This is a genomic window from Mesorhizobium kowhaii (assembly GCF_003253745.1).
Taxonomy (GTDB): Bacteria; Pseudomonadota; Alphaproteobacteria; order Rhizobiales; family Rhizobiaceae; genus Mesorhizobium; species Mesorhizobium kowhaii.
The window spans coordinates 269414-287769 of record NZ_MZXV01000032.1; the positions used below are offsets into that span (position 1 = coordinate 269414).

Here is an 18356-nt window from a genome sequence, read left to right on the forward strand (position 1 = left end):
GCGTTTCTCGACCTACCGGTCGGGGCGCGCCATGCTGAATGGAAAAACGACAGGCGGCCTAATTGATCGGCCGCCTGTCCTCGATGCAGCATCAGGGTTTGTCCCTGAGAGCAATCAGTGATTGTCTCTGGGGACACCGCTGGTGTGGGCGACGTCCTGGTATTTCACCGCCGGCTTCAGCACCATTCCCTCTGAAAACTGCGCGACCATGCCGCGCTGGATCTCCTGCCAGGGCGTCTGGTGCTTGGGATAGTGATAGCCGCCATTGTTCTGCAGTTCGGCACGGCGCCGGGTGATCTCGTCGTCGGTGACGAGGATGTCGGCCGTGCCCTTGCGCAGGTCAATGCGGACACGGTCGCCCGTCTTGAGCAGCGCCAGCCCGCCGCCGATCGCGGCTTCCGGCGAGGCGTTGAGGATCGACGGCGAACCCGAAGTGCCGGACTGGCGACCGTCACCTATGCAGGCGAGCGCATGGATGCCCTTCTTGATCAGGTATGCCGGCGGCTGCATGTTGACGACCTCGGCGCCACCGGGATAGCCGATCGGGCCAGCGCCGCGCATGAACAGGATTGTATGTTCATCGATGCCTTGCGCCGGATCGTCGATGCGGGCGTGATAGTCTTCAGGCCCGTCGAAGACCATCGCATTGCCTTCGAAAGCCTCGGGATCCTTCGGGTTGGAGAGATAGCGCTCGCGAAATTCCGGCGAGATGCCGCTGGTCTTCATGATCGCGGAATCGAACAGATTGCCCCTGAGGTTGATGAAGCCGGCATTGGCCTTCAGCGGCTCGGCGACGGTGCGGATGACGTCGGTGTTCTCGTTGGCGACCCCCTTGCAGTTGTCGCCGATCGTCTTGCCGTTGACAGTCACGGCTTCGGGGAAAGGCAGCAATCCGGCCTTCATCAATTCCGCAACCACGGCTGGCACGCCGCCGGCATGGTGGTAATCCTCGCCGAGATATTCGCCCGATGGCTGCAGGTTGACGATGAGCGGGATCTTGTGGCCGATCTTCTGCCAGTCGTCATTGTCGAGCGGCACGCCGAGATGGCGGGCAATCGCATTGAGATGGATCGGCGCGTTGGTCGAGCCGCCAATGGCCGAATTGACGACGATGGCATTCTCGAAGGCCTTGCGCGTCATGATGTCGGACGGCTTCAAATCCTCATGCACCATCTCGACGATACGCTTGCCGGTCTCATAAGAAATCTGGCCGCGCTCGCGATAGGGAGCGGGAATGGCAGCCGAACCCGGCAATTGCATGCCAAGCGCCTCGGCCAGCGAATTCATCGTCGTGGCGGTGCCCATGGTGTTGCAATAACCGGTGGACGGCGCCGAAGAGGCGACGATGTCCATGAACTCGTCATAGTCGATCTCGCCGGCCGACAGGCGCTGGCGCGATTCCCAGACGATGGTGCCGGAGCCGGTGCGCTTGCCCTTATGCCAGCCGTTGAGCATCGGGCCGACCGACAGCGCGATCGCCGGGATGTTGACGGTGGCCGCCGCCATCAGCAGGGCTGGCGTTGTCTTGTCGCAGCCGATGGTGAGCACGACGCCGTCGAGCGGATAGCCGTAGAGCACCTCGACCAGGCTGAGATAGGCAAGGTTGCGGTCAAGAGCCGCGGTTGGACGCTTGCCGGTCTCCTGGATCGGATGGCACGGGAACTCGAACGGAATGCCGCCCATCGAGACAATGCCTTCGCGCACGCGCTTGGCCAGCTCGATGTGATGGCGGTTGCAGGGCGAGAGATCCGAACCGGTCTGGGCGATGCCGATCAGCGGTTTGCCGGACATCAGTTCGGCCCGCGTCAGGCCGTAATTCAGGTAGCGCTCCAGATAAAGCGCCGTCATGCCCGGGTTGTCGGGATTGTCGAACCACTCCTGCGAGCGAAATTTTTTCTTGTCTGTGGGGGCGCCTGCCATCGTGGTCTCCGTATTTGTAAGACAAATCGATATGGCAACGCGCGGGAGCAGGCAAGAGGGCGCACGGTCGCAACCGGACTTTGGTGCGATAGACATGCACCCAGCCGTGCGTTACGGCTTCGATCAATCTTGTCAGGGAGGTTTTCATGGCTTTGGTGATCGAAGGCGAGGAGCGCATTGCCGCGCCCCTGCAGAAAGTGTGGGAAGCGCTGAACGATCCCGAGGTCTTGAAGGCGACGATTCCCGGCTGCCAGAGCCTGGAGATGAAGTCGCCGACCGAGATGTCGGCGACCGTGGTGGTGAAGATCGGGCCGATCAAGGCGACGTTCAACGGCGAGGTGACGCTCAAGAACCTCAAGCCGCCGCACTCCTACACTATCCAGGGCGAAGGCAAGGGCGGCATAGCCGGCTTCGCCAAGGGTGGTGCCGATGTGACGCTGACCGAAGATGGGCCGGGTACCACGGTGCTGAAATACGCGGCAAAGGCCGACGTCGGCGGCAAGATCGCCCAGCTTGGCAGCCGGCTGATCGAATCGACCTCAAAGAAACTGGCCGGGCAGTTTTTTTCCAGCTTCGGCGAGAAGGTCGGCGCGGCTTAGCTTACTTCCTCGCTTGAACGACGCCTGGCTTCTCTGGGGCTAGCGCCGCCTACCGAACGAAAAAAACTACTCGAACACGATGCTCGGCACGGCATCCGCGGCCGCACCACGCTCTTCATTGATCCGGTCCCAAACCTTCGAAGCGATATCCCGGTAGATCTTTGCCTCGGCGCCGTCAGGCTTCGAGACAACCACCGGCGTGCCGGCATCCGAGCTCTCGCGAATGCCCATCTCGAGCGGCACTTCGCCAAGGAAGGTGACGCCCAGACGCTCGGCCTCGCGGCGGGCGCCGCCATGGCCGAAGATATCGTAGCGCTTTCCCGTATCCGGAGCGATGAAATAGCTCATGTTCTCGACGATGCCGAGCAGCGGCACGTCGACCTTCTTGAACATGTTGAGGCCCTTGCGGGCGTCGATCAGCGCCAGATCCTGCGGCGTCGAGACGATGACGGCGCCAGCCAATGGCACCTGCTGGGCCATGGTCAGTTGCGCGTCGCCGGTGCCGGGCGGCATATCGACGACGAGCACGTCGAGCCGGCCCCATTCGACCTCGCGTAGCATCTGCGTCAGCGCCGACATCACCATCGGCCCGCGCCAGATCATCGGCGTCTCCTCATCGACGAGGAAGCCCATCGACATCACTTTAAGCCCATAATTTTCCATCGGTTTCAGGATCTTGCCGTCGACGGTCTGCGGCCGGCCGTGGATGTTGAGCAGCCGCGGCATGGAGGGGCCATAGATGTCGGCGTCGAGCACGCCGACGCGCAAACCATTGGCGGCGAGGCCAAGAGCAATATTGACGGCAGTGGTCGACTTGCCGACACCGCCCTTGCCGGAAGCGACCGCGATGATCGCTTCGATGCCGGGCACGCCACGCTTGCCCTGGCTGTGCGAAGCAGGAGCGTGCGGAGCGGCACGCGGCGCGGCGGCGGGCGGAGCCGGCCTGGGTGCCGGGCGCGATGGAACCGGCGCCTCCATGCCGCCGCCTTTCTTTTCCGCCGTCAGCGCCACGACGGCGCCGGCGACACCGGGGATAGCCTTGACGACGCGCTCGGCAGCCGCGCGCAGCGGTTCCATCTCCTGGGCGCGGGCAACGGGAACGGTAATCGAGAAGAAGACCTTGGAATCGGCGATGAAAATCTCGGAAACCATACCAAGGTCGACGATGTTGCCGGTGAAATCCGGCCCATTGACCGTCTTCAGGCGCTCGGTGACGATTTCCTTGGTAACGGACATCAGTTCTTCCTTATGCAGGCTTTCGCTTGAGATAGTGCAGTTTCCGGACAGAACCAAGCCGTGGAGCAATAGCTGCCTTGGTGTGCCCGCAAAAACGACGGGCGGTGTCGGAGCAGTCGGCATTTTGCAGACCGGCGGTCGCCATTGAGCCCTCCTGATCTATTTCAAGGATCGACATGAGCAATCAGGGAAGGAGACGATCATGCTCGCAAACAGCAATGCAACGGCCAATGTCGCGGTGAAAGACCTGGCGAGGGCAAAGGCCTTTTATGAAGGGACCCTGGGCCTCAAGCAGGTGGATGATATGGGTGGCGAACTGATCGTCTACAAAAGCGGCGACACGCTGATCAATGTCTATCATTCGCAGTTCGCAGGCACCAACAAGGCGACGGCGGTGACCTGGACGGTCGGTGACGGGATCGAGTCCATCGTCAAGTCGTTGAAGTCGAAGGGTGTCGCCTTCGAGCACTATGAGATGCCCGGCCTGACGCTGGAGGGCGACGTCCATGTCGGCTACGGCATGAAGGTCGCATGGTTCAAGGATCCCGACGGCAACATCCTCAATCTCGTGAGCCGGTAGACAGTAGCCGCGATTGCCGGCGCTCCACGCGCCGCGAGGTTCACCTCACCCTACCAGGCCAACCGCGAGGTAGGTGAGCGCGGAAATGGCGGCGGTGGCCGGCAAAGTGACAATCCAGGCAACAACGATGTTGCCGGCAAGACCCCAGCGCACGGCCGAGACGCGGCGAGCGGCGCCAACGCCGATGATGGCGCCGGTGATGGTGTGGGTGGTCGAAACGGGAACGCCGAGCCATGTGGCGGCGAACAGCGTGATGGCGCCACCGGTTTCGGCACAGAAGCCCTGCATCGGGTTCAGCCGGGTGATCTTCGAGCCCATCGTGTGGACGATGCGCCAGCCGCCAAACAAGGTGCCGAGCGCCAGCGCCGACTGGCAGGTGAGGACGACCCAAAGCGGTACGTAGAATTTCTCGCCGAGCATGCCTTGCGAATAGAGCAGCACGGCGATGATGCCCATGGTCTTCTGGGCGTCGTTGCCGCCGTGCCCGAGGGAATAGAGCGAGGCGGAAAAGAACTGCATGACGCGGAAAGTGCTGTCGACCGCGAACGGTGTCTGGCGCACGAACAGCCAAGAAACGGCAAGAATCAGGACAAGCGCCAGGACAAACCCGGTCGCCGGCGACAGGACGATTGCGGCGACCGTCTTGCCAAGGCCCGTCCAGACGATGGCGCCCGCGCCCGCCTTCGCAACGCCGGCGCCGACCAGCCCACCGATCAGCGCATGCGAGCTGCTCGACGGGATGCCGGCAATCCAGGTGACGACATTCCAGACAATGGCGCCGACGAGCGCTGAAAAGATCACCGCCGGCGTGACGATGCTGACGTCGACAATGCCTTTTCCCACTGTCTCCGCGACATGGAGGCCGAAGAACATGAAGGCGATGAAATTGAAGAAGGCCGCCCATAGCACCGCGTATTGCGGCCTGAGCACGCGCGTGGAGACGATGGTGGCAATGGAATTGGCGGCATCGTGCAGGCCGTTGAGAAAATCGAAGAACAGCGCGACGGCAACAAGGCCGACCAGCACGGGAAAGGCGATGGTTGCTTCCATCGCCTATACATTCTCGATGACGATGCCGCTGATCTCATTGGCGACGTCTTCGAAGCGGTCGACCACCTTTTCCAGCTCACCATAGATCTCGCTGCCGATCAGGTAGGCCATCGGGTCGCTGCGGCCATGCTTTTTGAAGAGATCCTTCAGCCCTTGCTCGTGCAGATCGTCGGCCCGGCCTTCGGCGCGCATGACCTCCTCGGCGATGGCGTTGAGGCGTACGCTGTTGGCGCCAACCTTGCCGAGCAGCGGGATCGCTTCCGCGACCAGCTTGGCGGCAGCGACGATGACGCCGCCCATTTCCTGCATCAGCGGGTCGAATTCCTTCTTCTCGAACAGCTTCACGGTCTTGACGGTCTTGTGCATCATGTCGATGGCGTCATCCATCGACTGGATCAGGTCCTTGATGTCACCGCGATCGAAAGGCGTGATGAAGGAGCGTCGCACCGCCAGCAGGACTTCCGCGGTGATATGGTCGGCCTCGTCTTCGAGATCGATGATTTTCTGACACCAGCGATCGATGTCCTTCCCCTGGAGAAGCTGCTCCAGCGCCTCGGCGCCACCGACCACGGTGCGGGAATGTCGTTCGAACAGCTCAAAGAAGCGATCTTCGCGCGGCAAAAGCTTGCGGAACCAGCCCAGCATGGTCGACCTCCCGTTTCATCCACATAACGCCGCATTGCGTCGCAGGGAACAGTAAGCCGGCTGAAAGATGTGGATGCGACGCGATTGCGCATACCGCTTGCGGCGAAAGACGATTTCCCCGACCTTGCGCGGAACGAGCGGAAGGATGGCATGATCGACAAGCTGGAATTCTTCATCGCACTGGCCCGGGAGGAACATTTCGGCCGGGCAGCGGAAGTGTGCGGCGTCACCCAGCCGACGCTGTCGGCCGGCATCAAGCAGCTCGAGGGCCAGCTCGGCGTGATGCTGGTGCTGCGCGGCTCGCGCTTCCAGGGGCTGACGCCGGAAGGCAAGCAGGTGCTGGTCTGGGCGCGCCGCATCGTTGGCGATACCCGCACCATGCGCGAGGAGATGCGGGCAGCGCGCCACGGTCTTTCCGGCCGCATCCGCATCGCCGCCATCCCGACGGCGCTGGCCATGGTGGCGCGGCTGACGACGCCGTTTCGGGCAAAACATCCCGGCGTCACCTTCTCGGTGCTGTCGCGGACCTCGATCGAAGTGCTGTCCCTGCTCGGCAATTTCGACATCGATGCCGGCATCACCTATCTCGACAACGAGCCGCTGGGGCGGGTGACCAGCGTGCCGCTCTATGACGAGCGCTATCAACTGATCACCGCGATGGGAAATCCCTATTCCGACCGCGACAAAGTGACATGGGCGGAACTCAGCAGCTTGCCGCTCTGCCTGCTGACGCCGGATATGCAGAACCGCCGCATCATCGACCAGCACCTGGCCGAGGCCGGCGTGCAGGTGCGGCCGACGCTCGAATCCAATTCGATGATCGTGCTGTTTTCGCACATCCGCACCGGCAAATGGTCGTCGATCATGCCGCTCAACCTTGCGGAAACGTTCGGCTTTTCCGAACCGATCCGGGCCATTCCGATCGTCGAGCCGGACGCCAGCCACACGGTCGGGCTGGTGGCGGCCCGGCGCGAGCCACACACGCCGCTGGTTTCGGCGCTGCTGGACGAGGCGATGGCGCTGGCGGACGATTTCCACGCCCGCCGCTAGGCTAGACAATGCTGGAAGACCAAGCTCGATAGAAGATTTCTATCGAGCAACGAAACAGCTTTATTGATTCCGAGGGTTTCCTCTGATTTTGTAAAGACTTAGCGATAAAAGCTATCGACCAGGGAGGGCGCTGCATGACGATGCAGCCTGCAAGTACCGAGATCACATCGCGCACGGCCGCGATCGTCCAGGAGTTGAAAGGCCTCGAAGGCCCGCTGCTGCCGATCCTGCACGGCATCCAGGAAGAGTTCGGCCATGTGCCGCAGGATGCACTGCTTGTCATCGCCGAAGCGCTGAACATCTCTCGGGCCGAGGTGCATGGTGTCGTCACCTTCTATCACGATTACCGCAGCCGTCCGGCCGGCCGGCATGTTCTGAAGGTCTGCCAGGCAGAATCCTGCCAGTCGATGGGTTCTGACGCCATCGCCGCCAAGCTCAAGCAGTTGCTGGGCATCGGCTTCCATGAGACGACCCGAGACGGTTCGGTGACGCTGGAGCCGGTCTATTGTCTCGGCCTGTGCGCCTGTTCGCCCGCCGCCATGCTCGATGGCGAGGTGATCGGGCGGCTCGATGGCGAAAAGCTCGACGAGATCGTTGCCGAGGTGCGCTCATGATCCCGCGTATCTACATTCCCGCCGATTCCGGCGCACTGGCACTTGGCGCCGAAAAGGTCGCCAAGGCGATCGCCAGTGAACTGGCAGAGCGCGGCATCGAGGCCAAGATCGTGCGCAACGGTTCGCGCGGCGCCTATTTCCTCGAACCGATGGTCGAAGTTGCGACAGCCAACGGCCGCGTTGCCTATGGCCCGGTCAAGCCATCCGACGTCAAAAGCCTGTTCGACAGCGGCTTCCTCACCGGCGGCCCTCACAAGCGCTGGCTCGGCGCCCCGGACAAAATTCCCTTCCTGGCCAAGCAGACGCGGCTGACCTTCGCGCGCTGCGGCGTCATAGATCCGCTGTCACTCGAATCCTACAAGAAGCATGGCGGGTTGAACGGACTGAAGAACGCGTTGGAATTGACGCCCGCCGCCATTGTCGCCCAAGTGACCGAGTCCGGACTGCGCGGACGCGGTGGCGCGGGCTTCCCGACCGGCATCAAGTGGAAGACGGTGCTCGATACCGCTGCCGACCGCAAATACATCGTCTGCAACGCCGACGAAGGCGACTCGGGCACCTTCGCCGACCGCATGATCATGGAGGGTGACCCCTTCGTGCTGATCGAAGGCATGACGATCGCCGGAATCGCCACGGCTGCGACCAAAGGCTTTGTCTATATCCGCTCGGAATATCCGCATGCGGTGGCGATGATGCAGAAAGCCGTCGAAGTCGCCCGCAAGGCCGGTGTGCTTGGCGCCAGTGTGCTGGGTTCGCCCTACGCTTTCGACATGGAGATCCGGGTCGGCGCGGGCGCCTATGTCTGCGGCGAGGAGACGGCGCTGCTCGACTCGCTCGAAGGCAAGCGCGGCATGGTACGGGCAAAGCCGCCGCTGCCGGCTCACAAGGGGCTGTTCGGCAAGCCGACGGTGATCAACAACGTCATCTCGCTGGCCTCGGTGCCTGTCATCATGGACAGGGGTGCGGCCTTCTACAAGGATTTCGGCATGGGTCGCTCGCGTGGCACCATCCCGATCCAGATCGCCGGCAACGTCAGATATGCCGGCCTGTTCGAAGCGGCCTTCGGCATGACGCTGGGCGAGATCGTCGACGAGATCGGCGGCGGCACGGCGACAGGACGTCCGGTAAAGGCGGTGCAGGTCGGCGGACCGCTCGGCGCCTATTTCCCGCGCGCGCTGTTCGACACGCCATTCGATTATGAAGCCTTCGCGGCCAAGGACGGGCTGATCGGCCATGCCGGCATCGTGGTGTTCGACGACACTGCCGACATGCTGAAACAGGCGCGCTTTGCCATGGAGTTCTGCGCCATCGAAAGTTGCGGCAAGTGCACGCCCTGCCGCATTGGCTCGACGCGCGGTGTCGAGACCATCGACAAGCTCGCCGCGGGCATCGAGCCGGAGAAGAACCTCGCTCTGGTCACCGACCTCTGCAACACGATGAAATTCGGCTCGCTCTGTGCGCTGGGCGGCTTCACGCCTTATCCTGTTATGAGCTCGATCACCCATTTCCCCGACGACTTCAAGCCTGCGCCCGTGCGCGTGGCTGCTGAATAGGAGCTGGCAGATGAACATCAAGGCCGACTTCCCATCACTCGTCGAAGAGATCGACTACGGAACCCCGCAATCGAAGGCGCAGAAGCAGGTCACGCTGAGCGTCGACGGCCGCAGCATCAGCGTACCGGAAGGCACCTCGATCATGCGTGCCGCGATGGAAGGCGGGGTCGAGATCCCGAAGCTTTGCGCCACCGACATGCTGGACTCTTTCGGTTCGTGTCGTGTCTGCCTTGTCGAGATCGAAGGGCGTGGCGGCACGCCAGCGTCCTGTACGACACCTGTCGGCGAGGGTATGGTGGTGCGCACGCAGTCCGAGCGGCTCGACGCCATTCGCCGCGGCGTCATGGAGCTTTACGTCTCCGACCATCCGACCGGCTGGAATGAGAAGGCCGGAACCGGCGCCAGCGAGTTCGACGCGGTGGCAAAGTCGATCGGCTTGACCGAGAACCGCTACGGCATCGAGGGCCGCAACCACGTCAAGCAGGAAAACGGCGTAGCGCCCGGCCATGGCTCGCTGACGGTCGATTACATCGCACGCGACGAGTCCAATCCCTATTTCACCTACGATCCCACGCAATGCATCGTCTGCTCGCGCTGCGTGAGGGCCTGCGAAGAGGTGCAGGGCACCTTCGCGCTGACTATCGAAGGACGTGGCTTCGAATCCAGGGTCTCGGCGGGAATGCACGAGGCGTTCATCGATTCGGAATGCGTGTCCTGCGGCGCCTGCGTGCAGGCCTGTCCGACCGATGCGCTGCGCGAGAAAGCGGTCCTTGCCAAGGGTCTGCCGGAGCGCTCGGTCGTCACCACCTGCGCTTATTGCGGCGTCGGCTGCTCGTTCAAGGCCGAAGCGAAGGATGACGAGGTCATTCGCATGATGCCCTACAAGGAGGGCAAGGCGAACCACGGTCATTCCTGTGTGAAGGGCCGTTTCGCTTATGGCTACGCCACCCACAAGGACCGTATCTTGTCGCCGATGATCCGGGAAAAGATCACCGACCCATGGCGCGAGGTGACCTGGGAAGAGGCTATCTCCCACACGGCCCAGGAATTCCGCCGTATCCAGTATCAGTACGGTCGCACCGCGATTGGCGGCATCACTTCGTCGCGCTGCACCAACGAGGAAACCTACCTCGTCCAGAAGATGGTGCGGCAGGGCTTCCGCAACAACAATGTCGACACCTGCGCGCGCGTCTGCCACTCGCCGACGGGCTACGGGCTCGGCCAGACCTATGGCACCTCGGCTGGCACGCAGGATTTCGACTCCGTCGATTACACCGACGTTGCCGTCATTATCGGTGCCAATCCCGTTTCAGCCCATCCGGTGTTCGCCTCGCGGCTGAAGAAGCGGCTGCGTCAGGGCGCCAAGCTGATCGTGCTCGATCCACGTCGCACCGAGATGGTCAAGTCGACGCATGTCGAAGCGGATTATCACCTGCCGCTGAAGCCCGGCACCAACGTGGCTGTGCTGACGGCGCTGGCGCATGTGATCGTCACCGAGGGTCTTTTCAACGAAGCCTTCATCCGCGAACGCTGCGACTGGGCGGAGTTCCAGGATTGGGCATCGTTCGTCGCCTTGCCGGAAAACAGCCCCGAAACCGTCGGCAAGTTGTCCGGCGTCGATCCCGAGTTGATCCGCGGCGCGGCGCGGCTCTACGCTACCGGGGGCAACGGCGCGATCTATTACGGCCTCGGGGTGACGGAACACAGCCAGGGTTCGACCACGGTGATGGCGATCGCCAATCTCGCCATGGCCACCGGCAATATCGGCCGGCCAGGCGTCGGGGTGAACCCGCTGCGTGGCCAGAACAATGTGCAGGGTTCCTGCGACATGGGTTCGTTCCCGCACGAACTGCCCGGCTACCGCCATATCTCCGGCGAAGCCGTGCGCGACATCTATGAGAGCCTGTGGGGCGTGAAGCTGGACGACGAACCCGGCCTGCGCATTCCCAACATGCTGGATGCCGCGGTCGACGGCACTTTCAAGGGCATCTACATCCAGGGCGAAGACATTCTGCAGTCCGATCCCGACACCAAGCATGTCGCCGCCGGTCTGGCCGCCATGGAATGCGTCGTCGTGCATGACCTCTTCCTCAACGAGACGGCAAACTACGCGCATGTCTTCCTGCCGGGCTCGACCTTCCTGGAGAAAGACGGCACCTTCACCAACGCAGAGCGCCGCATCAACATGGTGCGCAAGGTTCTGAAGCCGAAGGCGCGCTACGCCGATTGGGAAGCGACGCAGGAGCTTGCCCGCGCGATCGGGCTGGACTGGAACTACCAGCATCCCTCCGAGATCATGGACGAGATCGCCCAGACGACGCCGAGCTTCGCCGGCGTTTCCTTCGAGTTGCTCGACCGTGTCGGATCCGTACAATGGCCCTGCAACGAGAAGGCGCCGCTCGGCACCCCGATCATGCATGTCGATGGTTTCGTGCGCGGCAAGGGCAAGTTCATCCGCACCGAATATGTGGCGACGGACGAGAGGACCGGGCCGCGCTTCCCGCTGCTGCTCACCACCGGCCGCATCCTGTCGCAATACAATGTCGGCGCTCAGACCAGGCGCACCGACAACGTCATGTGGCACAGCGAGGACCGGCTGGAGATCCACCCGCACGATGCGGAGAATCGCGGACTGCGCGACGGCGACTGGGTCCGTCTGACCAGCCGCTCGGGCGAGACGACGCTGCGCGCGCTGATCACCGATCGGGTGTCACCCGGCGTGGTCTACACGACGTTCCATCATCCGGACACGCAGGCCAACGTGATCACGACCGACTTCTCCGACTGGGCGACCAACTGTCCGGAATACAAGGTGACGGCGGTGCAGGTCGGCGCCTCCAACGGGCCATCGGAATGGCAGCGCGACTATGACGAGCAGGCGCGCAACAGCCGTCGCATCGCGAAGCTGGAAGCGGCGGAGTAGTCTTGAGCGAGCGCCGCAAAGCCACGACGCAGGTATCGCGGCTGGCGCGTCGCGCAGGCGGAACGACGGCTGCCAACCGGATGGTGCCGGAAGAGACGCCGGTGGCGTTTTCCTTCGCCGGCACCACGCATGCGGTGATGATGGCAAGCCCGGCCGATTTCGAGGATTTCGCGCTCGGCTTCTCGCTGACCGAAGGCATCATTGCCTTGCCTGAAGAGATCGAGGCCATCGAGGTCGAGGATCATGGCGCCGGCATCGACATCCAGATCCGGCTGAAGGACAGCGCCAACACGCGCTTCGAAGCGCGGCGCCGACGACTGGCCGGACCGGTCGGTTGCGGATTGTGCGGCATCGAATCGATCGAGGAAGCGATGCGCTCGGTCGATGCAGTTGGTGCGTCAAAGCTTACGCTTGAGGCCGACGATATCGTCCGCTCGGTCAAGCTGTTGTCGAAAGTTCAGCCGCTTCACACCGAGACCGGAGCCGTGCACGCCGCCGGCTTCTATATCCCGGGCAAGGGCATCGTCATGGCGCGCGAGGATGTCGGCCGCCACAATGCGCTCGACAAGCTGGCGGGCGCGCTGGCCAAGGCCGACATCGATGGCGCATCTGGTGCTGTCGTGGTGACATCGCGGGTCTCGGTCGAGATGGTGCAGAAGTCGGCGGCGATCGGGTCGGCTTTCATCATTGCCGTTTCGGCGCCGACGGCACTGGCCATCCGAACGGCGCAAGAGGCTGGCATGACGCTGGTGGCGCTGGTGCGCGGCGATGATTTCGATATTTTCACCCACCCCGACCGGGTGGTTTGCGGAGTTGCCAAGCATGTCGCATGACGAAGAACACATCATGAGCACGAGTGAGAAGCTGGTGCGCATGGCAAACCAGATCGCCGATTTTTTCCATTCCAAGCCGCGCGAGGAAGGCATTGCCGGCGTCGCCGAGCATATCAACAAGTTCTGGGAGCCGAGGATGCGGCGGCAGTTGTTCGATATGCTGGACGGCGGCACGGAGAACTTCAACGAGTTGGTGGTGGCCGCCTCGGCCAAGATCAGGCGACCGATCACGCCGGCTGAGGCCGACCTCCGACTCGGGCTCGAGGCTTCCCCGGCCGACGTCGCCGCTTCGCAAAAATAGCCGCAGAGCCAAGCGGGCTTATGTTTTCCAACGCTAAAGTTTGAGATGCCGCAGTCGGCGCTGCTCTGCTATGATTGGCGATCAGAAATCGTCAGGCCGGGGCGGAAACCTCGTGAGGCCGATCGAGACCCGATATGCCCGTAGCGGCGATGTGCGGATCGCCTATCAGGTGGTCGGGCAGGGATCGCTCGACCTCGTCTTCGTGCCGGGCTTCATTTCCAATCTCGACCTGCACTGGGAAGACCAAGGCTACAGCCGGCTGCTGAAGCGGCTTTCGGCGTTCTCGCGGCTGATCCTGTTCGACAAGCGCGGCACGGGTCTGTCCGACCGTGTCGATGCGCACCACCTGCCCAGCCTTGAAACGCGCATGGACGATGTGCGTGCGGTGATGGACGCCGCCGGCAGCGGCCGCGCGGCACTGCTTGGCGCCTCGGAAGGCGCGCCGATGGCGATGCTGTTCGCCGCCACCTATCCGGAACGGACGCGGGCGCTGGCGCTCTATGGCGGCTATGCGCATTTCCACAAATGGGTGATGTCGCCCGAACGCCTCGACGCCTTCATCGAGATGGCGGAGACGGCCTGGGGTACCGGCGCCACCCTGCCCCATTTCGCGCCGAGCCGGGTCGACGACGCGCATTTTAGCCAGTGGTGGGCACGTTTCGAACGATTATCGGCCAGCCCGACGGCGGCAGCGGCACTGGCGCGCATGAACGCCGGGATCGACGTGCGCGGCGTGCTGGCCGCGATCAGCGCACCGACGCTGCTCATTCATCGCCATAACGACGCACGGGTCGACCCGGACGCCAGCCGCTTCCTGGCCAGGAAGATTCCCAATTCACTACTGGTCGAGATTCCCGGACGCGACCACCCGATCTGGACCGGCGACGTCGACCGGGTGGCCGACCTGATCGAGGAATTCCTGACCGGCGAGCGTGCCGTGGCCGAGGTGGACCGCGTGCTGGCGGCACTCCTGGCGACACGCATCTACGACACGGCGCGGATGGGCGATCGCATGTGGAGCGAACGCAGCCAGCGCTTCCAGGAAACCTGGCGGCTGCTTGTCGGTCGCCATGGCGGCCGCGCGGTGGGTACGCATGGCGAGATGATGATTTCGCGCTTCGATGGGCCTGCGCGCGCCATACGCTGCGCTGCGGCGCTGCGCGAGGCGGCAAAAGGCATTGGCGTGGCCAGCGCGCAGGGCGCGCATGTCGGCGAGATCGAACTGCGTGGGCCGCCGGTGGGGCTGACGGCGCGGGTGACGATGCAGCTTGCCGCGCACGCCAGCCGCGGCGACATAATCGCTTCGCGGCTGGTCGCCGACCTCGCAACCGGCTCGGGCCTGCATTTCACTGACGCCAGCCGGATCACGCTGGACGATCTGGACGAGCCGCTGGCGCTGGTGCGGGCGATGTCTGAACAGCATCTGGAGCCCGATTGCCGCGCCAGGACCCGAACGGCCGAACCGGCCGTGCTGACGGCACGCGAAAGCGAAGTGGTGAGCCTGATTGCCGACGGCAAGAGCAATGCCGCGATTGCCGCCGAGCTCAGGCTGAGCGAACACACGGTCAAGCGTCACGTCGCCAACATACTGCTCAAGCTGGATCTGCCGTCGCGAGCGGCGGCAGCGGCATTTTCCGCCAGGCATACTGGCCCGGACGGGCCATAGCAGCCATGGCGCTTTCGGGCGAAGCGGCGCGAGACATGCAAGCGCTATCAATTCTCTCCATGCAGGCCGGGCGGATGTCGCCGGGAAAAGGCGCTGCGAGGGAGGATGAAATGCTGAAGTCAAACCGGACACTCAAAGTGTTGGTGATAGCGGCGAGTGTTGGAGCGTTGTTCGCTATCGCTCCCGCAAAGGCCGAGGACGCGTCTGCGACGGCTGCCTACAAGGACATCCAGGCGACACTCGGCTCAGTACCAGACATGTTCAAGACTTTGCCGGATGTGGCCGTTGCCGGCGCCTGGGCCGAGATCAAGGGCGTGCAGCTCAACCCAAAGACCGCGCTCGACGGCAAGACCAAGGAACTGTTGGGGCTCGCCGTCGCGGCGCAGATCCCATGCCAATACTGCATCTATTTCCATACCGAGGCGGCCAAGCTCAACGGCGCCAGCGACGAGGAGATCAAGGAGGCGGTGGCGATGGCCGCGATCGTGCGCCACTGGTCGACGATGCTCAACGGCAGCCAGATCGATCTCGCGACCTTCAAGAAGCAGACCGACGACGTGTTCGCGGCCGTCAAGGCGAAGTCGCAGTGAAGAAATCCCTGCCCGGCGATGAGCGCCGGGCAGCACTCATGATCATCAATCGCCCGAACGCGAAGACGGGCATATGGAGGATAAAATGCTGACCAAGACACAGACCGTGGACGGCGCGGCGATCAAGAAGGCAATCGAAACCCGTGATGGAAAGATGCTGTCTAGCTTCTATGCCGACGACGCGCTGGTGCGGGTGATCGACCGCAACAACCCACCGAGCAAGCCGCGCGAAATCCGCGGGCGCGCAGCGATCGCCACCTTCTGGGACGACATCTGCAGCCGGGCGATGACCCACAAGGTCGACACCACGATCGCCGACGGCGACAGCTTGGCCTTCACTCAGGCCTGCGCCTATCCGGACGGGACGAAAGTGTTCGCCGCGGCGATGCTGGAGCTGAAGAACGGGCGGATCGCACGGCAGACCGTCGTGCAGGCCTGGGACGAGTGAGGCGGCCATGTTCAGCGCCAGATGGCAGATCGACGCCGAGTTCGGGCACAAGCAGACCGTGCTCGAACTGCTGAAGAAATGGGAACGCGAGATCGGCTCGCAGGTCGGTATCGCCGACCTCAACTTCCAGATCATGACCGGATCGATCGGCGCGCGGGAGGCGACGGTCGAATCGCATCACGAGGTCGAAAGCCTGGCCCAGTTGGAGGCGTTCTTCGCCAAGATCGGCAAGATCGACGCCCACGCCAAATGGGGCAAGGAGATGGAGCCCTATGTCGTGTCGGGCACCAGCCTGTGGAACATCTATCGCATCGTGGAGTAGTGGCCGACGCCCTTCTCCCCTGCAACGGGGAGAAGGGAAGCAGACGGCGCTGCTACATCAGGCCAAGCTGCTTGTAGAAGCCGAGCGCATCGTAATAGTCGCTCTGGGTGGCGATCTTGCCGTCCTTGATCGAGAACATCGAGGCGCCGGTGAAGGAGAACTTCTTGCCAGTAGCGGCGGTGCCGTCAGCCCAGGGGCCGGTATTGGTGCCGGAAAATTCCCATTCGAACGAGACACGGTCGCCCTCTACGACGGGCGCGCCCTTCATCGTCCACACCGCGTCGGGGACTGCTTTCAGGAAATTGTCGATGACTCCGGTTTTGGCGGCTTCCTTGCCCTTGACCGGTTTGCCGACAGAAGCGTCGTAGTAGGTAACGTCGTCGGCGAAGTAGCCGGCCGCCTTGGCCGAGTCATGGGCGTTCCAGGCGGCGACATAGGCTTCGACCACCGATTGCGCGGTGTCGGCAGCAAAGGACGGCGCCGCGACGAAGAGCGCGGCGGCGACAGCTGCGGATGTCAGAAATTGGCGGCGATGCATGGTTCTTTCCTCCCTTGTTGAATGCTTGCCTTCCTTCCGCGCGCTAGCCGTGAGCAACCATCACATGGCGCACGGCGGTGTAGTCTTCCAGCGCATAGAGCGACATGTCCTTGCCGTAGCCGGATTGCTTCAACCCGCCATGCGGCATCTCATTGGTCAGCATGAAATGGGTGTTGATCCAGGTGCAGCCATATTGCAGGCGGGCGGCCGTCGCCATGGCGCGCGAGACATCCTTGGTCCACACGGATGACGCCAGGCCATAGTCGCTGTCGTTGGCCCAGTTCACCGCTTCGTCGACCTCGGAAAAACGGGTGACCGAGACGACCGGGCCGAACACTTCGCGGCGCACGATCTCGTCTTCCTGCAACGCGCCGGCAACGACGGTCGGCTGGTAATAGAAGCCCGAGCCCTCGCCCGGCTTGCCGCCGGTGGTGATTTCGATGTGCTTCAATTCTGAGGCCCGCTCGACGAAGCTCGAGACGCGGTCGCGCTGGCGGCGGGAGATCAGCGGCCCGATCTCGTTTTCGGTGTCGTCGGGGCGATTGTATTTGATGGTCGAGACAGCCGATGAAAGGTCAGCGACGAGCTTGTCGTAGATCTTCTTGCCGGCATAGATGCGGCAGGCGGCGGTGCAGTCCTGCCCGGCATTGTAATAGCCGAAGGCGCGCAGGCCGTTCACCACCGCGCCTAGGTCGGCGTCGTCGAAGACGATGACCGGCGCCTTGCCGCCGAGTTCGAGATGCGTGCGCTTGACCGACTTGGCGGCTGCCTGCAGCACCTTCTTGCCGGTGGCGACATCGCCGGTGATCGAGATCATGTTGACCTTTGGATGGTTGATCAGCGTGTTGCCGACGCTGTCGCCGCGGCCGAGCACGACGTTGACGACGCCTTCCGGCAGGATTTCGGCAAGGATCTTGGCCAGCTTCAGCGCCGTCAGCGGCGTCTGTTCCGACGGCTTGAAGACCACGGTGTTGCCACCGGCGATCGCCGGCGCCAGCTTCCAGGCCATCATCATCAGCGGATAATTCCACGGCGCGATCGAAGCGACGATGCCGATGGCGTCGCGGCGCACCATCGAGGTGTGGCCGGGAATGTATTCGCCTGCGACCACGCCTGGCATCGAGCGAACGGCGCCGGCAAAGAAGCGGTAGCAGTCGACGATCGCCGGGATCTCGTCGTTGAGCACCGCTTTGATCGGCTTGCCGCAGTTCAGTGCCTCGAGTGTCGCGAACTCCTTCGCCTCGGCCTCGATGCGGTCGGCGATCTTCAGGAGATAGCCGGAACGCTGCGCCGGCGTGGTGCGCGACCAGGTGACGAACGCCTTTTCGGCCGCCAGCACCGCCGCCTCGATCTGCGCCTGGCTGGCTTCGGGCAGGTTGAGGATGGTCGCCCCGGTCTTTGGATTGAGGATCGGCTCCTCGGTTTCGGTGCCCTTCTCGAATTTCGAGCCGATCAGCATCTGGGTGTCCATGGAAGTCTCTCCCTTAT

At 63.1% G+C, this 18356-nt stretch carries 18 protein-coding genes; 12 read left to right on the forward strand and 6 right to left on the reverse strand.

The window, feature by feature from the left end; translation table 11 throughout:
• Positions 1–114: 114 nt before the first annotated feature.
• Positions 115–1920 carry an IlvD/Edd family dehydratase gene (locus tag B5V02_RS14125; protein ID WP_111544772.1) on the reverse strand — a complete coding sequence of 602 codons (1806 nt, stop codon included), beginning with the start codon at positions 1918–1920 and terminating at the stop codon, positions 115–117.
• A gap of 146 nt (positions 1921–2066) precedes the next feature.
• On the opposite strand from B5V02_RS14125, the gene B5V02_RS14130 reads away from it, so the two are divergent.
• Positions 2067–2519: an SRPBCC family protein gene (locus B5V02_RS14130; RefSeq protein WP_111544773.1), complete on the forward strand. Its 453-nt coding sequence runs from the start codon at positions 2067–2069 to the stop codon at positions 2517–2519.
• Between the two features lie 66 nt (positions 2520–2585).
• Here B5V02_RS14130 and B5V02_RS14135 read toward each other — a convergent pair whose 3' ends face one another.
• Positions 2586–3755, reverse strand: coding sequence for an Mrp/NBP35 family ATP-binding protein (locus B5V02_RS14135; protein ID WP_111544774.1), 1170 nt, complete (start codon positions 3753–3755; stop codon positions 2586–2588).
• A gap of 202 nt (positions 3756–3957) precedes the next feature.
• Here B5V02_RS14135 and B5V02_RS14140 point away from each other — a divergent pair, with 202 nt between their 5' ends.
• Positions 3958–4335, forward strand: a complete 378-nt coding sequence (locus B5V02_RS14140; RefSeq protein ID WP_111544775.1) for a VOC family protein — start codon at positions 3958–3960, stop codon at positions 4333–4335.
• 45 nt (positions 4336–4380) lie between these two features.
• Here B5V02_RS14140 and B5V02_RS14145 read toward each other — a convergent pair whose 3' ends face one another.
• Both B5V02_RS14145 and B5V02_RS14150 read right to left on the reverse strand, forming a co-directional pair.
• Positions 4381–5385 carry an inorganic phosphate transporter gene (locus B5V02_RS14145; RefSeq protein ID WP_111544776.1) on the reverse strand — a complete coding sequence of 335 codons (1005 nt, stop codon included), beginning with the start codon at positions 5383–5385 and terminating at the stop codon, positions 4381–4383.
• Between the two features lie 3 nt (positions 5386–5388).
• Positions 5389–6030, reverse strand: a complete 642-nt coding sequence (locus tag B5V02_RS14150) for a DUF47 domain-containing protein (protein WP_111544777.1) — start codon at positions 6028–6030, stop codon at positions 5389–5391.
• A gap of 150 nt (positions 6031–6180) precedes the next feature.
• On the opposite strand from B5V02_RS14150, the gene B5V02_RS14155 reads away from it, so the two are divergent.
• From B5V02_RS14155 to B5V02_RS14200, 10 genes are all read left to right on the forward strand, one after another.
• Positions 6181–7080, forward strand: coding sequence for a LysR family transcriptional regulator (locus tag B5V02_RS14155; RefSeq protein ID WP_111545393.1), 900 nt, complete (start codon positions 6181–6183; stop codon positions 7078–7080).
• Between the two features lie 134 nt (positions 7081–7214).
• Complete coding sequence (locus tag B5V02_RS14160; protein ID WP_111544778.1) at positions 7215–7694, forward strand: formate dehydrogenase subunit gamma; 480 nt, start codon at positions 7215–7217, stop codon at positions 7692–7694.
• Complete coding sequence (locus tag B5V02_RS14165; RefSeq protein WP_111544779.1) at positions 7691–9247, forward strand: formate dehydrogenase beta subunit; 1557 nt, start codon at positions 7691–7693, stop codon at positions 9245–9247. Before B5V02_RS14160 ends, B5V02_RS14165 begins: the two co-directional genes overlap by 4 nt.
• Positions 9248–9257: 10 nt before the next feature.
• A complete protein-coding gene (gene fdhF / locus B5V02_RS14170) occupies positions 9258–12170 on the forward strand; it encodes a formate dehydrogenase subunit alpha (RefSeq protein ID WP_111544780.1) in 2913 nt (970 codons plus the stop codon).
• 2 nt (positions 12171–12172) lie between these two features.
• Positions 12173–13003 (forward strand): formate dehydrogenase accessory sulfurtransferase FdhD, encoded by an 831-nt coding sequence (fdhD, locus tag B5V02_RS14175; protein ID WP_111544781.1) that lies wholly within the window; start codon positions 12173–12175, stop codon positions 13001–13003.
• Complete coding sequence (locus B5V02_RS14180; RefSeq protein ID WP_111544782.1) at positions 12993–13304, forward strand: formate dehydrogenase subunit delta; 312 nt, start codon at positions 12993–12995, stop codon at positions 13302–13304. The genes fdhD and B5V02_RS14180 overlap by 11 nt, the downstream gene beginning before the upstream one ends.
• 112 nt (positions 13305–13416) lie before the next feature.
• On the forward strand, positions 13417–14970 hold the full coding sequence (locus B5V02_RS14185) for an alpha/beta fold hydrolase (protein ID WP_111545394.1): 1554 nt from the start codon (positions 13417–13419) through the stop codon (positions 14968–14970).
• Positions 14971–15080: 110 nt separating this feature from the next.
• Positions 15081–15560 carry a carboxymuconolactone decarboxylase family protein gene (locus B5V02_RS14190; RefSeq protein ID WP_111545395.1) on the forward strand — a complete coding sequence of 160 codons (480 nt, stop codon included), beginning with the start codon at positions 15081–15083 and terminating at the stop codon, positions 15558–15560.
• Between the two features lie 85 nt (positions 15561–15645).
• Entirely contained in the window at positions 15646–16008 is a 363-nt protein-coding gene (locus tag B5V02_RS14195; protein ID WP_111545396.1) for a nuclear transport factor 2 family protein, read from the forward strand.
• Between the two features lie 7 nt (positions 16009–16015).
• Positions 16016–16330, forward strand: coding sequence for a hypothetical protein (locus tag B5V02_RS14200; protein ID WP_111544783.1), 315 nt, complete (start codon positions 16016–16018; stop codon positions 16328–16330).
• 52 nt (positions 16331–16382) lie between these two features.
• Here B5V02_RS14200 and B5V02_RS14205 read toward each other — a convergent pair whose 3' ends face one another.
• Entirely contained in the window at positions 16383–16868 is a 486-nt protein-coding gene (locus B5V02_RS14205) for an ester cyclase (RefSeq protein WP_111544784.1), read from the reverse strand.
• Between the two features lie 43 nt (positions 16869–16911).
• Positions 16912–18339 (reverse strand): gamma-aminobutyraldehyde dehydrogenase, encoded by a 1428-nt coding sequence (locus tag B5V02_RS14210; RefSeq protein ID WP_111544785.1) that lies wholly within the window; start codon positions 18337–18339, stop codon positions 16912–16914.
• Positions 18340–18356: the final 17 nt, after the last annotated feature.

What these genes read in the sequence shown, in the direction of transcription:
- B5V02_RS14205 (WP_111544784.1), bottom strand. Translation starts at nt 16,868, where the DNA reads ATGCATCGCCGCCAATTTCTGACATCCGCAGCTGTCGCCGCCGCGCTC.
- B5V02_RS14150 (WP_111544777.1), bottom strand. Translation starts at nt 6,030, where the DNA reads ATGCTGGGCTGGTTCCGCAAGCTTTTGCCGCGCGAAGATCGCTTCTTT.
- B5V02_RS14165 (WP_111544779.1), top strand. Translation starts at nt 7,691, where the DNA reads ATGATCCCGCGTATCTACATTCCCGCCGATTCCGGCGCACTGGCACTT.
- B5V02_RS14125 (WP_111544772.1), bottom strand. Translation starts at nt 1,920, where the DNA reads ATGGCAGGCGCCCCCACAGACAAGAAAAAATTTCGCTCGCAGGAGTGG.
- B5V02_RS14140 (WP_111544775.1), top strand. Translation starts at nt 3,958, where the DNA reads ATGCTCGCAAACAGCAATGCAACGGCCAATGTCGCGGTGAAAGACCTG.
- fdhF (WP_111544780.1), top strand. Translation starts at nt 9,258, where the DNA reads ATGAACATCAAGGCCGACTTCCCATCACTCGTCGAAGAGATCGACTAC.
- B5V02_RS14135 (WP_111544774.1), bottom strand. Translation starts at nt 3,755, where the DNA reads ATGTCCGTTACCAAGGAAATCGTCACCGAGCGCCTGAAGACGGTCAAT.
- B5V02_RS14190 (WP_111545395.1), top strand. Translation starts at nt 15,081, where the DNA reads ATGCTGAAGTCAAACCGGACACTCAAAGTGTTGGTGATAGCGGCGAGT.
- B5V02_RS14210 (WP_111544785.1), bottom strand. Translation starts at nt 18,339, where the DNA reads ATGGACACCCAGATGCTGATCGGCTCGAAATTCGAGAAGGGCACCGAA.
- B5V02_RS14195 (WP_111545396.1), top strand. Translation starts at nt 15,646, where the DNA reads ATGCTGACCAAGACACAGACCGTGGACGGCGCGGCGATCAAGAAGGCA.
- B5V02_RS14130 (WP_111544773.1), top strand. Translation starts at nt 2,067, where the DNA reads ATGGCTTTGGTGATCGAAGGCGAGGAGCGCATTGCCGCGCCCCTGCAG.
- B5V02_RS14160 (WP_111544778.1), top strand. Translation starts at nt 7,215, where the DNA reads ATGACGATGCAGCCTGCAAGTACCGAGATCACATCGCGCACGGCCGCG.
- B5V02_RS14145 (WP_111544776.1), bottom strand. Translation starts at nt 5,385, where the DNA reads ATGGAAGCAACCATCGCCTTTCCCGTGCTGGTCGGCCTTGTTGCCGTC.
- B5V02_RS14155 (WP_111545393.1), top strand. Translation starts at nt 6,181, where the DNA reads ATGATCGACAAGCTGGAATTCTTCATCGCACTGGCCCGGGAGGAACAT.
- B5V02_RS14200 (WP_111544783.1), top strand. Translation starts at nt 16,016, where the DNA reads ATGTTCAGCGCCAGATGGCAGATCGACGCCGAGTTCGGGCACAAGCAG.
- B5V02_RS14180 (WP_111544782.1), top strand. Translation starts at nt 12,993, where the DNA reads ATGTCGCATGACGAAGAACACATCATGAGCACGAGTGAGAAGCTGGTG.